Genomic DNA, 14,156 nt, shown 5'->3' with positions numbered 1-14,156 from the left:
GAGTGAATACCTCGCCGTAGGTCTTTACTCGATGCCGGGATTTCACAGACTTCTCCTCGGCGATCGTCTGCGTCACTGGTGCCTCCCGTGCCGTCGGCAGTGAGCGACGGAACCCGTTGCGGCGGGCTCGTCGGCCAACTCGTCCAGCAAGTCGGTGAACCAGTCATCTAGCGATGGCGACACATCTACTCCAATTTCTGCAAGCCGAGGCTTCGCGTCACACGCTAGCGGTACAGGCCGACGAATCGGTCACACACGCGGGGGTGTGACCGATTGACGGTGCAGACGTCCTCGAAGCTCCGTCATCTCTGCGACGCCAGTGCCGTCACTGACGTGCCCATGTCGGCCACACACAGGTTCGCGATCTCCTCTACGAAGGCTTGGCGTGAGGCGGCCAAGTCTGTCTCGAGGATGTTGTTGATCCGGCGCAGTTCAGTGACTTGCTCAACCAACGAAGAGTTCTCAGCAATCAACCGCTCGTTGGTGATCCGTAGTTCTTGGGTGAACACCTCGCCCCAGAGATCACGCAGGCACCGAGACACCGGCGACAGCGCTGTCGATCCGCGATGCATGCTGCGCAGCGCGAGTTGGGGATCATCCGAGAACACCGTCGAAGTAAGGCGACATCGAGAATGGGGAGTGGTACGCGCTCGTCCCCAAACCGGCCAGAGAGGAAAATCGCATAGCCAACCAACCAAAAAGAACGAGGTCACGAACTCTTTCCAGTTCGTGACCTCGTTCTGTGCAGTTCGTGGAACTGCTCGTTGTGGGCGAAGGGGGACTTGAACCCCCACGTCCCGAAGGACACTGGCACCTGAAGCCAGCGCGTCTGCCATTCCGCCACTCGCCCGAGCGACGTGGAAAACACTAGCACGCACTTCTCGGAAATGACGATTCGTGCAGGTAGGGGCGTAAAAAGGGCCCCCTGGAGCGACGAGCAGGACACCCCGGACAGAGTGTCCGGATATCATGCAGGGGCAGCGGCCGGGTTGATTGCAGCCCGCGACACGCAGACTGACCGCGAACAGACAACAGCAAGGTTCATGCCGTGGGGATCGTTCAACGTTTCGAGCGCAAGCTTCAGGGGGCCGTCGGTGACGCCTTCGCGCGCGTCTTCGGCGGAGGCGTCGTACCTCAGGAAGTGGAAGCCGCACTGCAGCGGGAGGCCACCGACCGCGTCCAGGAACTGGACGGCGGGCACTACCTCGCTCCCAACAGCTACGTCATCACGATCAACGAGTCCGATCACGCGAAGTTGGCGTCGGATCACGAGCTGACCGTGAAATCTTTCGCGCGACACCTCGAGGGATACATCCGAGAACAGGGCTGGCAGACCTACGGTGACATCGACGTCCGATTCGAGGCGTCACCGACACTGCACACCGGGCAGTTCCGCACCGCCGGATCAGTCGATCCGGATGCTCACCGCGGCGACGCCGGTGCATCCGGGTCCGATCCGCGGGCCCGGCGCGCCCCGACACCCGTTTCACCGACTCCAGGAGCAGGCCCCATGACCCAGAACTCCGGCAACGACCCCGGTCGCGAGCAGCGCGACGACCGCGGCACGCGCAACGGCAGCGCCCACCCGGATCAGGCACAGGGCACTGCCGATCAGGGTGGCTACCAGGATCAGGGCGGCTACCAGCAGGACTACCCGCAGGGCTACGCACAGCCGCGCTACGACCAGCAGCAGGCGTACGGCGCGCCGCAGGGCGGCTACCCGCAGGACGCGGGCTACCCCCAGCAGGGCGAATACGACCAGGGCTACCAGCAGCAGGGCGACTACCAGCAGGGTTACGACCAGCAACAGGGCTACCAGCAGGGCTACGACCAGCAGCAGCAGCCGTACCCGGGCCAGTACCCCGGTTACCAGCAGGGCTACGACCAGGGTGGCTACGACCAGGGCTACCAGCAGCAGGGCGAGTACCAGCAGGGCTACGACCAGCAGCAGGGCTATGCCGACTACGACTACCAGCAGGGCGAGTACCAGCAGGGCGACTACGACCAGGCCGGGTACAACCAGGCCTACAGCCAGCAGGGTTACGACCAGGGGTACAGCCAGCAGGGCTATCAGGCCGGCTACACGCCCGAGGCGGGCCGCACGTTCACCGCGACCCTGCAGCTCGAGGACGGCAGCGGGCGCTTCTACCAGCTGCGGGACGGCAACAACATCGTCGGACGCGGCCAGGACGCTCAGTTCCGCCTGCCCGACACCGGCGTCTCGCGCCGGCACTTCGACATCCGCTGGGACGGCCAGGTCGCGATGCTCTCGGATCTGGGCTCCACCAACGGCACCACCGTCAACGGCTCGCCCATCCAGGACTGGCAGCTCGCCGACGGTGACGTGATTCGCGCCGGACACTCCGAAATCCTGGTGCGCATCCTCTGACCACGGCAGACGCCGCGCGTCGCCCCACGAAAGCCGCATCCCGGACACGGGGTGCGGCGCAAGATCATGATCACCGTCGCCGGCTTCCACATATGATGCAGCCAGCTGAAAATGCCCCGGTTGCGCATCCGCGCGGCCGTGCCCCCGAAGGAGGTGTCGAGCAGTGCAGGGACTGATACTCCAGCTGACGCGAGCAGGCTTCCTGCTGCTGCTCTGGCTCTTCGTCTGGGCAGTGATCAAGACACTGCGCAGCGACATCTATGCGGGCGCGGGCGGCGCCCGGCCCGCGCCTCGCTACTCGCGTACGTCGTCGGTGCTGCCGTCGCTCGGCCGGACCAAGGTGGCGAAGAACCTCGTCGTCACGCAGGGCGCGCTCGCCGGCACCCGCATCACCCTCGGGACACAACCGGTCCTGATCGGGCGGGCCGACGACTCCACGCTGGTGCTGACCGACGACTACGCGTCGACGCGGCACGCCCGGCTGTCCCAGCGCGGCACCGACTGGTACGTCGAGGATCTCGGCTCCACCAACGGCACCTACCTGGACCGGGTGAAGGTCACGACGGCGGTCCGGGTGCCGCTCGGCACGCCGGTTCGCGTCGGCAAGACCGTGATCGAGCTCCGCCCGTGACCCTTGTCCTCCGCTACGCGGCCCGAAGCGACCGCGGTCTCGTCCGCGCGAACAACGAGGACTCCGTGTACGCGGGTGCGCGGCTGCTGGCGCTCGCCGACGGCATGGGCGGGCACGCGGCCGGTGAGGTCGCGTCGCAGCTGATGATCGCCGCGCTCGCGCACCTCGACGACGACGAACCCGGCGGCGACCTGCTCGGCAAGCTCGAGGCCGCCACCCACGAGGGCAACGCGACCATCGCCGACCACGTCGAGGAAGACCCCGAGCTCGAGGGCATGGGCACCACGCTCACCGCGATCCTCTTCGCGGGCAGCAAGCTGGGCCTGGTCCACATCGGCGATTCCCGGGCCTACCTGCTGCGCGACGACCAGCTCACCCAGATCACCCGCGACGACACGTTCGTGCAGTCCCTCGTCGACGAGGGCCGCATCACCGCGGAGCAGGCGCACACCCATCCGCAGCGCTCCCTCATCATGCGGGCGCTCACCGGCAACGAGATCGAGCCGACGCTCACCGTGCGCGAGGCCCGCGCCGGTGACCGGTACCTGCTGTGCTCGGACGGCCTGTCCGACGTCGTGAGCGACGAGACCATCGCCAACACGCTGCGTGAGGGCACCCAGGACGAATCGGCCGACCGGCTCATCGAGTTGGCCCTGCGCAGCGGCGGTCCGGACAACGTCACCGTCATCGTCGCCGACGTCATCGACCTCGACTACGGGCAGAGTCACCCGATCGTCGGCGGCGCGGCGTCCGACGAGGAGGAGGACACCCCTCCGCCGAACACCGCGGCCGGGCGGGCCGCGGCGATGCGTCCGCCGCGCGCGGCGCCCAAGCGGGTCACCCCGACGCCGGAGGCGCCGCCCAAGAAGTCGCACAAGCTGCGCTGGACGCTGATCGCGCTCGGCCTGGTGGCGCTGGTCGTCGCCGGACTCTTCGTGGGCCGGAACATGATCCGCAACTACTACTACGTCGGCACCTCCGACGACCGGGTCACCGTGCTGCAGGGCATCCCGGGCTCGTTCCTCGGATACTCGCTGCAGGAGAGCGCGCTGATCGGCTGCGTCGACGACGACGGCACCCTGCGGATCGTCGAACCCGGCAGCGCACCGAGCGACTGCCACGTGCTGACGGTCGACGACCTGCGACCGTCCGCGCGCGAGCAGGTGCAGGCGGGTCTGCCGTCGGGCACCAAGGACGACGCGACCGAGCAGATGCGACGACTCGTCTCGAGCGATCTGCTGCCGCTGTGCACGCCCGAACCGACGACTACCCCGACTCCGACCCCCACGCCGGCTCCGCCGTCCGAAGCGCCCGCACCCACCACGGAAGCGGCACCGCCCGCTCCCGAGGGCGCGGCGCCGACCACCGCGGCTCCCCCACCGGCGCCGACACCCGCGCCCGTCGAACAGGTCCCCGGACAGAACTGCAGGACCGGTAGCTGATGTCCACGTCCGACTCACCGTTCCCCAGTCCGCCCGGCGGCTTCGCTCCGCCGCCGACGCAGTCGACGCGACGGAACACCGAACTGATCTTGATCTGCTGCGCGATCGCGATCACCACGATCTCGCTCGTGCTGGTCGAGGCCAGTCAGGAACAGACCATCACCTGGGATCTGGCGAAATACGGGCTCACCTACGCCGCGGTGTTCGTCGTCGCGCACCTCGCGGTGCGCCGGTACGCGCCGTATGCGGACCCGCTGCTGCTGCCGATCGTCGCGCTGCTCAACGGTCTCGGGCTGGTGCTCATCCACCGACTCGACCTGGCCGACGCCGAGAACGCGGTGTATCAGGGGTTGCCGATCCCGTCGCCGGACGCGAACCAGCAGGTGCTGTGGACGGCCCTCGCCGTCGGCGGCTTCGTCGCGGTGCTGATCTTCCTTCGGGACTACCGCCTGCTCGCGCGCTACAGCTACACCGTGGGTCTCGCCGGCCTGGTGCTGCTCGCGATCCCGGCGCTGCTGCCGTCCCGGTTCTCCGAGGTCAACGGCGCCAAGATCTGGATCCGCCTGCCCGGGTTCAGCATCCAGCCGGGCGAGTTCGCGAAGATCCTGCTGATCATCTTCTTCGCGGCGGTGCTGGTCGCCAAGCGCGATCTGTTCACCACCGCCGGCCGGCACTTCCTCGGCATGGACCTGCCCCGCGCGCGCGACCTCGGCCCGATCCTGGTCGCCTGGATCGTCTCGGTCGGCATCATGGTGTTCGAGAAGGATCTCGGCACGTCGCTGCTGGTCTTCGGCACCGTGCTGGTGATGCTCTACATCGCGACCGAGCGGGCCGGCTGGCTGCTGATCGGTGGGGCGCTGCTCGTCGTCGGCTTCTTCCTGGCGTACCAGATGTTCGGGCACGTCCGGGTGCGCGTGAACACGTGGCTCGATCCGCTCGGCGACTACCAGAACACCGGCTACCAGATCTCGCAGTCGCTGTTCGGCCTGGCCACCGGCGGCATCGCCGGCACCGGCCTCGGCAGCGGCCGACCGTCGCAGGTGCCGTTCGCCAAGACCGACTTCATCGTCGCCGCGATCGGTGAGGAACTGGGCCTGATCGGGCTGGCGGCGGTGCTGATGCTGTTCCTGATCCTGGTGGTCCGCGGCCTGCGCACCGCGCTCGCAGTGCGGGACAGCTTCGGCAAACTGCTGGCGGCGGGCCTGTCGTTCACGATCGCGATCCAGGTGTTCGTGGTCGTCGGCGGCGTCACCAAGCTGATCCCGCTGACCGGCCTGACCACACCGTTCGTCTCGTACGGCGGGTCGTCGCTGCTCGCCAACTACCTGCTGCTGGCGCTGCTGATGAAGATCTCCGACGCCGCCCGCACGCCCGCCGCACCCAAGAAGAAGGGGCCCGCGCCCATCGCGGACGCCCCGACGGAAATGCTGGGTCGCCAATGAACACTCCCCTCCGCCGCGTCGCGCTGGCCGTCATGGTGATGGTCGCCGCGCTGCTCGCGAACGCCACCTACGTGCAGGTGATCAAGGCCGACGACCTGCGGGGCGATCCGCGGAACTCGCGCGTGCTGCTCGACGAGTACTCGCGCCAGCGCGGGCAGATCTCCGCGGGCGGGCAGGTCCTCGCGTCGTCGGTCCCGACCGACGACCGCTACAAGTACCTGCGGGTGTACCCGCCGAACCCGGCGGCGCCGTCGAGCCCGTTCGCGAACGCGCCGGTCACCGGCTTCTACTCGATGCAGTACGGCAGCGCCGGGCTCGAGAAGGCCGAGGACCCGGTCCTCAACGGCTCCGACAACCGCCTGTTCAGCAAGCGGTTCTTCGACCTGGTGTCGGGTCGTGATCCGCGCGGCGGCAACGTGGTCAGCACGATCGACCCGGTGATGCAGCAGGTCGCGTACGACGAGCTCACCGCGAAGGGCTACACCGGTTCGGTCGTGGCGATCGAACCGAGCACCGGCAACATCCTCGCGATGGCCAGCACGCCCAGCTACGACCCCAACACGCTGTCGTCCCACGACGGCGCCGAGACGTCCGCGGCGTGGGACGAACTCAACTCCGACCCGGACAAGCCGATGCTCAACCGCGCGGTGTCCGCGACGTACCCGCCGGGGTCGACGTTCAAGGTTGTCGTCACGGCAGCGGCGCTGGAGAACGGTGCCAACCCGGACGAGCAGCTGACCGCGGCGCCGAACATCACGCTGCCCGGCACCAGCACGACGCTGGAGAACTACAACGGCACGACCTGCGGCGGCGGGGCGACGGCGTCGCTGCGGGAGGCGTTCGCCCGCTCGTGCAACACCGCGTTCGTCGAGCTCGGCATCAAGACCGGCTCCGACGCGCTGGCCGAGCAGGCGAAGGCGTTCGGCATCGGACCGGGCACCCCGGGCATCCCGATCCCGGTCGCGGACAGCACCATCGGCTCGATCCCCGACGACGCGGCACTCGGCCAGTCCAGCATCGGCCAGCGGGACGTCGCGCTGACGCCGCTGCAGAACGCGGAGATCGCCGCGACCATCGCCAACGGCGGCATGCGGATGGAGTCGCACCTGGTCTCGCAGCTGCAGGGGCCGGACCTGACGAACCTGGCGACCACGACGCCCAAGTCGGTGGGCCGGGCCATCTCGCCCGAGGTGGCGGCGACGCTGACGCAGCTGATGATCGGCTCGGAGAACAACACGGCCGGCCAGGGCAAGATCCCCGGCGTGCAGATCGCGTCGAAGACCGGCACCGCCGAGCACGGCAGCGACCCGCGCAACACCCCGCCGCACGCCTGGTACATCGGCTTCGCGCCCGCGCAGAACCCGACGGTGGCGATCGCGGTCATCGTGGAGGACGGCGGTGACCGGGCGCTCGCCGCGACCGGCGGCTCCGTCGCAGCACCGATCGGACGCGCCGTCATCGCGGCCGGATTGCAGAGGGGATGAGGCATGTCGTTGACGAACGGATCGGTGATCGGCGGCCGCTACCGCCTGCAGCGACTGATCGCGACCGGCGGCATGGGTCAGGTGTGGGAGGCGACCGACAGTCGCCTGGACCGGCGCGTCGCGGTGAAGGTGCTCAAGGCCGAGTTCTCGTCGGACCCCGAGTTCGTCGAGCGGTTCCGCATCGAGGCCCGCACGACCGCGCAACTGAACCACCCGGGTATCGCCGGGGTCTACGACTACGGCGAGACCCGCGACGAGGCCGGCGCCAACCTCGCCTACCTGGTGATGGAGCTGGTGGCCGGTGAGCCGCTCAACGCGGTGCTCGCGCGCGTCGGCCGGCTGTCGATTCCGCATGCCCTGGACATGCTCGAGCAGACCGGACGCGCCCTGCAGGCCGCGCATTCGGCCGGCGTCGTGCACCGCGACGTCAAGCCCGGCAACATCCTCATCACCCCGACGGGGCAGGTGAAGATCACCGACTTCGGCATCGCGAAGGCCGTCGACGCGTCGCCGGTGACCCGGACCGGCATGGTGATGGGCACCGCGCAGTACATCGCCCCGGAGCAGGCGCTGGGCCAGGAGGCGACCGCCGCCAGCGACGTGTACTCGCTCGGCGTCGTCGGCTACGAGGCACTGTCGGGCCGACGGCCGTTCGGTGGCGGCGGCACCCTGACGGTGGCGATGAAGCACGTGCAGGAAGCGCCGGAGCCGATGCCCGCCGACCTGCCCGCGCCGATCCGCGAGCTGATCGACATCACGCTGACGAAGGATCCGGCCGGCCGCTACGCGAACGGCGGCGAGTTCGCCGACGCGGTCGCCGCGGTGCGGGCGGGACACCGGCCGCCGCCGCCGGGCCGGGTGCCCACTGCCGCGTCGCGCTTGGTTCCGCCGGTGGCGGCGCCCGCCGCGACGGCGATGATGTCCACGCAGCAGCAGCGCGGCTACGACGGCGACAACGGAAACGGCGACAACGACGACGACGCCGGTCAGGACGACGGCTGGACCAGCGGCCAGAAGGCGGTCGCCTGGGCCGGTGGCGGCCTGCTGACCCTGGCGGCGATCGTCGCGCTGGGGCTGTTGCTGTTCGGCGGCGGATCGGACGGTCCGTCCACACCGCCGGCGGTGACGACGACGTCGAAGACGCCCGTGACGACCACTCGGACGACGACGCCGACCACGACCCGGACGACACCGCCGACGACCACGACCACCACGACGGTGCCGCCGACCACGACGACGACCACCACCGAGCCGCCGACGACCACGACGACCACCACGCCGCCGCGGACGACGACGACCACGACCACCACGCCGACCACGACCACGACCACGACGACGGCCGAGACCACGACCACCACGGCCACGCAAGGACAGCAGCCATGACGACACCGCGCAATCTCTCATCCCGGTACGAGCTGGGTGAGATTCTCGGCTTCGGCGGCATGTCCGAGGTGCACCTGGGCCGGGATCTGCGGCTCAGCCGCGACGTCGCGATCAAGGTGCTGCGCGCCGACCTGGCCCGCGACCCCACGTTCTACCTGCGGTTCCGCCGTGAGGCGCAGAACGCGGCCGCGCTGAACCATCCGGCGATCGTCGCGGTGTACGACACCGGGGAGGCCGAGACCGACGCCGGCCCGCTGCCGTACATCGTGATGGAGTACGTGGACGGCGACACCCTGCGCGACATCATCCGCACCGAGGGGCCGCTGCAGCCGCGACGGGCGATGGAGGTCATCGCCGACGTCTGCGCGGCGCTGGACTTCAGCCACCGCAACGGCATCGTGCACCGCGACATGAAGCCCGCCAACATCATGATCAACCGCGCGGGCGCGGTGAAGGTGATGGACTTCGGCATCGCGCGGGCGATCTCGGACAGCTCGAGCCCGATGACCCAGACCGCCGCGGTGATCGGCACGGCACAGTACCTGTCGCCGGAGCAGGCGCGTGGCGAGCAGGTGGACGCCCGCTCGGACGTCTACTCGCTGGGCTGCGTGCTGTACGAGGTGCTCACCGGCGAGCCGCCGTTCAAGGGCGATTCCCCGGTGGCCGTGGCGTACCAGCACGTCCGGGAGGATCCGAAGCAGCCGTCGCAGGTCAATCCGGCGGTGCCGCTGGCGCTGGACTCGGTGATCCTCAAGGCGATGAGCAAGAACCCCGCCAACCGGTACCAGAGCGCCGCCGAGATGCGCAGCGACCTGGTGCGGGTGCTGGGCGGGCAGCGTCCGAGCGCACCGATGGTGATGTCCGACGAGGACCGCACCACGATGTTCGGTGCCGTGGACAGCGGCGCCGGCCCCGGTGCGGGCTACCAGCCCGAACCCGCCCGGACGGCGACGGTGACCGCCGCCCCGGTGGCCGTCCCCGCGGCGGCACCGGTCAAGAAGCGCAACACCGCCCGCAACACGATGCTCTCGGTGGCGGCGGTGGTCGTGGTCGGCATCATCGGCGCGTTCATCTGGTCGTTGGTGGCGAACCCGGCGAAGGTCGAGGTACCGAACGTCGCCGGACTGACCGCGCAGGCGGCCGAGGCGCAACTGCGGGGGATGAACCTCGACACGAGCATCCAGACCCGTCCGGACGCGGTGGTCGCGGAGGGCAACGTCATCGCGACCACGCCGTCGGCCGGGTCGTCGGTGAGCGAGAAGAGCACCGTCACCCTGCAGGTGTCGTCGGGCCCGGAGCAGGTGCAGGTCCCGAAGCTGTCGGGGCTCTCGCAGGACGAGGCCGCGCAGGCGCTCAACGCCGTCGGTCTGCGTCTCGCCCCCGAGGTCGATCGGGCCCCGTCGGATCCGGCCCAGCTCGACAAGGTGACCGCGCAGGATCCGTCGTCGGGCGCGAAGATCAACCTCGACTCCACGGTGTCGATCACGCTGGGGTCCGGTCCCGAGCAGGTGCGGATTCCGAACGTGATCGGGCAGATGATCGACGTCGCGCAGCCCAACATCGAGGGTGCCGGCTTCAAGGTCCAGGTCGCGACCGTCGACTCGAGCAAGCCCGAGGGCCAGGTCATCTCGACGTCGCCGTCGGGTGGCTCCACCGCCGCGAAGGGCGACGTCATCACCGTGCAGGTGTCCAACGGCAAGCAGTTCACGATGCCCGACCTCACTGAGATGTCGGTGTCGCAGGCCGTCGAGGCCCTGCGCAAGGCGGGGTGGACCGGATCGTCGAACCAGCTGACCCAGACGCGTCAGTCGACGCTCGACGCGAGCCTGGTCGGCAAGATCCTCGGTCAGCAGCAGCCCGCGGGCAGCGACGTCGCGAAGAACGCCCCGTTGACGGTCATCGTCGGCGAACTGGGTATCCCGCGCTGACGCGGGCGCCCGGTCGCCGGGGAGTCAGCGCGTGAGCGCGTCTCCCAGCGACCGGGCGACCTCGTCCTCGAGGGTCGCGACGAGTGTCTCGCTCGGGGCCTGACCGCACACGCCGAGCCAGTTCGCGAGCATCCGGTGCCCGCCCTGCGTCAGCACCGACTCGGGGTGGAACTGCACACCGTGGATCGGCAGTTCACGGTGCCGCATCGCCATCACGATGCCGCTGTCGGTGTGCGCCGTGACCTCCAGCTCGTCCGGAATCGTGTCCTCGAGTACGGTCAGCGAGTGGTAGCGGGTGGCCGTGAAGGGATCCGGCAGTCCCGCGAGGACGCCGGTGTCGTTGTGGTGGACCAGGCTGGTCTTGCCGTGCAGCAGTTCCGGGGCCCGGTCGACGGTGGCGCCGAACGCCGCACCGATCGCCTGATGCCCCAGGCACACGCCCAGCAGCGGGGTCTTCGCGTCGGCACACGCGCCGACCAGCGGCATCGTCGCGCCGGCCCGCTGCGGGGTGCCCGGGCCGGGGCTGAGCAGGATGCCGTCGAAGTCGGCCGCGGCGGCCGCGATCGCGGCGTCACCGGTCAGTCGCGGATCGTCGTTGCGCCACACTTCGGCGTTCGTCCCGAGCTGGCCCAGGTACTGCACCAGGTTGAACACGAAGCTGTCGTAGTTGTCGACGACCAGAATGCGCATGAGATGAAGGGTAATGCGCAGTACGTTCCGGCTACGCGACCGGTCGCGCGTACTCGGTGTGCAGCTGCCCGGTGTAGGCCGGGACGGTGAGGTCGTCGGACTGCTGCTGGGTGTAGCCGAGCCCGTAGCGGACGGAGTACTGCTTGAACGTCTTGATGCCGGGCTCGTTCGCGAGGGTCGCCGCGAGCCGCGCCGGGTCACCGATCGCGGTCACCACGTACGGCGGGCTGTACGTGCGGCCGTGCAGCAGCAGCGTGTTCCCGATGCAGCGCGGGGCCGACGTGTTCACGATCCGCTGGTCCTGCATCGCGACCGCCTCGGCGCCGCCGGCCCACAGCGCGTTGAGCACGCTCTGCACGTCCTGCTGGTGCACGACGAGGTCGTCGGGGGACGCCCCGGCCGGATACTTGCCGTCGGCGTCGCGCGGCGCGTCGGTGAGGGTGACCACGACCCCCGGACCGGTGAGTTCGGTCAGTCCGGCGGCGTCCGCGAGCGCGCGCGTCTCGCCCAGCACCTCCGCGACCCGGGTATCGGTGCCGGCGGCCGTCTCCTGCAGTTCCTCCACGTGGGCGGCCAGGTCGTCACGGGTGCGGGCGGCGCGGTCCACCTCGGTCTGCGCCTGCCGGACGAGATCGGACAATCGGGTCGAGTCGGCGGCGCGGATCTCGTTGCCGTGGGACACCTCGCGGGTGGTGGCGATCAGCAGACCCGCGACCAGGCAGACGACGAGGACGGCGATCGACCAGAAGCCGAACGGCGGCCGGGCGCGCTGCGGCTCGTCTCCGACGTCGGACACCCTCGATCACCACTCCTCACCGCGGACAATCGGTCCTGGCCGCGTCGGTTTGAGTTAGCGTGTACTCACAGCAGGTTAGGTGCGAATCTACCCTGGCCGCCCGGACGGCTCCGGGCATCGTGCTCGCGTTATCCATTCACACGAAACAAGGACGTCATGCCGAAGTCGAAGGTCCGGAAGAAGACCGATTACACGACCAACCCCGCGAACCGCACCCCGGTGAAGGTGAAGGCGGGCCCGTCGAGCGCCGTATACGTCTCGGTGATGCTCGGTTTCATGCTCGTCGGGCTGGCGTGGCTGATTGTGTACTACTTGGCCGGCGAGAACCTCGGGTGGATGAACGATCTGGGGGCATACAACTTCCTCATCGGCTTCGGATTCATGGTCGTCGGCCTGATCATGACGATGCGGTGGCGGTGACCTGCACATTTACCGGGAGCGCAGAGTTATCCCCAGCCGCCAATTACACACGTGTCATTCATCCCCAGTGTGGATAACTCCTGTGGATAACGGGGGTAGTTGTACACATGCCTGAGGATGAAATCGATCATGGTCCGTCGCTCGAGTGGTCCACACCACTCGGCGCGGTGGTCGCGCTGGCCGCGGGCGGCATCGTCATGGTCGTCGCCGCGCTGCTGCTCGGACTCGACGCCCCGGGGCGGTTCCTCGCGGCCCTGGCCGCGTTCGGAATGTTCGTGCTCGCGTTCCTGGGTGGCCGGCAGCGACCCAAGCTGGCGATCGTGCAGGACGGGCCCACGCCCGCGCTCGCGGCGACCCGGCTGACCGGGCGCCGGGTCTACGGACGCGACAGCATCGAACGGATCCGGATCGTCCCGTACCCCCGGCTGGGCCGGCGGGTGCCGATGCTCGAGATCGACGCCGTCGACCCCGACGGCACCGAGCGCCTGCTGATCTTCGGACGCTGGGACCTCGGGGTCGATCCGGTGGTGGTGTTCGACGCGCTCGCCGTGCACGGCCTGGTGCCGGCGGAGAACTGACCGGCCGCTACGCGACGCCCAGCTGGTCGCGCAGCATCACGGTGCGCAGCGCGATCAGCCCGACCACCAGGACGGCGACCGTTGCCAGGCCCGCCCAGCCCAACTGACGGGCGCGCGCGACGTCGGCCGGGGTCCGCTGCCCCGTCGGGGCGTACACCAGCACCGCGGTCGCGGCGGCGCCGGCCACGAGACCGCCCATGTGGCCCCACAGGGAGATGCCGGGCACGGTCAGGCTGATGATCACGTTGATGCCGATCACCGCGAGGACCGGGGTGGGGCTGCGGCGCATCCGCAGCAGCAGCACCGCCTGCGCGCCCATGATGCCGAAGATCGCACCGGACGCACCGGCGGTGAAGGCGTACGGCGACTCGAACATCAGCGCCGACGCCGACCCGCCGAGCAGCGAGATCAGGTACACCGCGAGGTAGCGGCTGCGACCGAGCACGATCTCGGTGTCGCGGCCCAGCACCCACAGCGCGAACATGTTCACGGCCAGGTGGATGAGGCCGAAGTGCAGGAAGCCGCTGCCGATCACCCGGAACCATTCGCCCTGCGCGACGGCGAACGAGTCGAGGACCATCCAGCCGAACAGCGGGGAGTCGAACGTCGCGACACCGGTGAACCGGTTGACGACGCCGCCACCGTTGTCCATCAGCGACTGCGCCTGCAGCGCGGTGATCGCGAAGATCAGCACGTTGAGCGCGATCAGCGCGTAGGTGACGACGGGCGTCGGGAGTTGGGACCGCACCGCGGCACCGGCGATGGTGCGCGCCTGGGGCGTGTTTCGCTGGTCGGCGGCGATGCAGTCGACGCACTGGTGGCCGACGGAGGCGGCGCGCAGGCAGTCCGGGCAGGCCGGGCGCCCGCAGCGGGTGCAGGAGAGAGCAGTGGGGCGATCGGGGTGTCGCACGCACCTCGGCTGAGGTGGCGGGGTGCCCTCGCTCGCCGCACCACCCCAGCCGGGGTTCGTCAT

General features: G+C 69.3%; 13 protein-coding genes and 1 tRNA gene. 9 read left to right on the top strand and 5 right to left on the bottom strand.

The genetic code is table 11. The annotated features are described in order from the left end of the window. Nucleotides 1-302: 302 nt before the first annotated feature. Nucleotides 303-608: a hypothetical protein gene (locus LCL87_RS23245; RefSeq protein ID WP_225023813.1), complete on the bottom strand. Its 306-nt coding sequence runs from the start codon at nucleotides 606-608 to the stop codon at nucleotides 303-305. A gap of 159 nt (nucleotides 609-767) precedes the next feature. Then, nucleotides 768-850, bottom strand: a tRNA-Leu gene (locus LCL87_RS23240). Between the two features lie 198 nt (nucleotides 851-1,048). Between LCL87_RS23240 and LCL87_RS26025 the strand changes: the two genes are divergently transcribed. From LCL87_RS26025 to pknB, 7 genes are all read left to right on the top strand, one after another. After that, the gene (locus LCL87_RS26025; RefSeq protein WP_225023812.1) at nucleotides 1,049-2,389 is read left to right on the top strand and encodes an FHA domain-containing protein; all 1,341 of its coding nucleotides are present in this window, start codon (nucleotides 1,049-1,051) and stop codon (nucleotides 2,387-2,389) included. Nucleotides 2,390-2,552: 163 nt separating this feature from the next. Beyond that, on the top strand, nucleotides 2,553-3,020 hold the full coding sequence (locus LCL87_RS23230; protein ID WP_225023811.1) for an FHA domain-containing protein FhaB/FipA: 468 nt from the start codon (nucleotides 2,553-2,555) through the stop codon (nucleotides 3,018-3,020). Then, nucleotides 3,017-4,462, top strand: a complete 1,446-nt coding sequence (locus tag LCL87_RS23225; RefSeq protein WP_225023810.1) for a PP2C family serine/threonine-protein phosphatase — start codon at nucleotides 3,017-3,019, stop codon at nucleotides 4,460-4,462. Before LCL87_RS23230 ends, LCL87_RS23225 begins: the two co-directional genes overlap by 4 nt. Then, a complete protein-coding gene (locus LCL87_RS23220; RefSeq protein WP_225023809.1) occupies nucleotides 4,462-5,904 on the top strand; it encodes an FtsW/RodA/SpoVE family cell cycle protein in 1,443 nt (480 codons plus the stop codon). Before LCL87_RS23225 ends, LCL87_RS23220 begins: the two co-directional genes overlap by 1 nt. Then, nucleotides 5,901-7,388 (top strand): peptidoglycan D,D-transpeptidase FtsI family protein, encoded by a 1,488-nt coding sequence (locus LCL87_RS23215; protein WP_225023808.1) that lies wholly within the window; start codon nucleotides 5,901-5,903, stop codon nucleotides 7,386-7,388. The genes LCL87_RS23220 and LCL87_RS23215 overlap by 4 nt, the downstream gene beginning before the upstream one ends. A 3-nt stretch (nucleotides 7,389-7,391) precedes the next feature. Beyond that, on the top strand, nucleotides 7,392-8,771 hold the full coding sequence (locus LCL87_RS23210; RefSeq protein ID WP_225023807.1) for a serine/threonine-protein kinase: 1,380 nt from the start codon (nucleotides 7,392-7,394) through the stop codon (nucleotides 8,769-8,771). Beyond that, nucleotides 8,768-10,699 carry a Stk1 family PASTA domain-containing Ser/Thr kinase gene (gene pknB, locus LCL87_RS23205; protein ID WP_225023806.1) on the top strand — a complete coding sequence of 644 codons (1,932 nt, stop codon included), beginning with the start codon at nucleotides 8,768-8,770 and terminating at the stop codon, nucleotides 10,697-10,699. Before LCL87_RS23210 ends, pknB begins: the two co-directional genes overlap by 4 nt. 24 nt (nucleotides 10,700-10,723) lie before the next feature. Here the strand turns inward: pknB and LCL87_RS23200 are convergent, their stop codons facing one another. Together LCL87_RS23200 and LCL87_RS23195 are read right to left on the bottom strand one after the other, a co-directional pair. Continuing rightward, the gene (locus LCL87_RS23200) at nucleotides 10,724-11,389 is read right to left on the bottom strand and encodes an aminodeoxychorismate/anthranilate synthase component II (RefSeq protein ID WP_225023805.1); all 666 of its coding nucleotides are present in this window, start codon (nucleotides 11,387-11,389) and stop codon (nucleotides 10,724-10,726) included. Nucleotides 11,390-11,420: 31 nt separating this feature from the next. Further along, nucleotides 11,421-12,185: a DUF881 domain-containing protein gene (locus tag LCL87_RS23195; RefSeq protein WP_225023804.1), complete on the bottom strand. Its 765-nt coding sequence runs from the start codon at nucleotides 12,183-12,185 to the stop codon at nucleotides 11,421-11,423. A 156-nt stretch (nucleotides 12,186-12,341) separates the two neighbouring features. Here LCL87_RS23195 and crgA point away from each other — a divergent pair, with 156 nt between their 5' ends. Beyond that, nucleotides 12,342-12,605 (top strand): cell division protein CrgA, encoded by a 264-nt coding sequence (gene crgA, locus LCL87_RS23190; RefSeq protein ID WP_225023803.1) that lies wholly within the window; start codon nucleotides 12,342-12,344, stop codon nucleotides 12,603-12,605. 107 nt (nucleotides 12,606-12,712) lie between these two features. Then, entirely contained in the window at nucleotides 12,713-13,183 is a 471-nt protein-coding gene (locus LCL87_RS23185) for a PH domain-containing protein (protein ID WP_225023802.1), read from the top strand. A 7-nt stretch (nucleotides 13,184-13,190) separates the two neighbouring features. On the opposite strand, the gene LCL87_RS23180 is transcribed toward LCL87_RS23185, so the two are convergent. Next, complete coding sequence (locus tag LCL87_RS23180; RefSeq protein WP_225023801.1) at nucleotides 13,191-14,156, bottom strand: rhomboid family intramembrane serine protease; 966 nt, start codon at nucleotides 14,154-14,156, stop codon at nucleotides 13,191-13,193.

Source organism: Prescottella equi (assembly GCF_020171745.1).
GTDB classification, from domain to species: Bacteria; Actinomycetota; Actinomycetes; order Mycobacteriales; family Mycobacteriaceae; genus Prescottella; species Prescottella equi_A.
The sequence above is the reverse complement of the archived record's forward strand: the minus strand, read 5'-3'. Positions and strand labels throughout refer to the sequence as shown.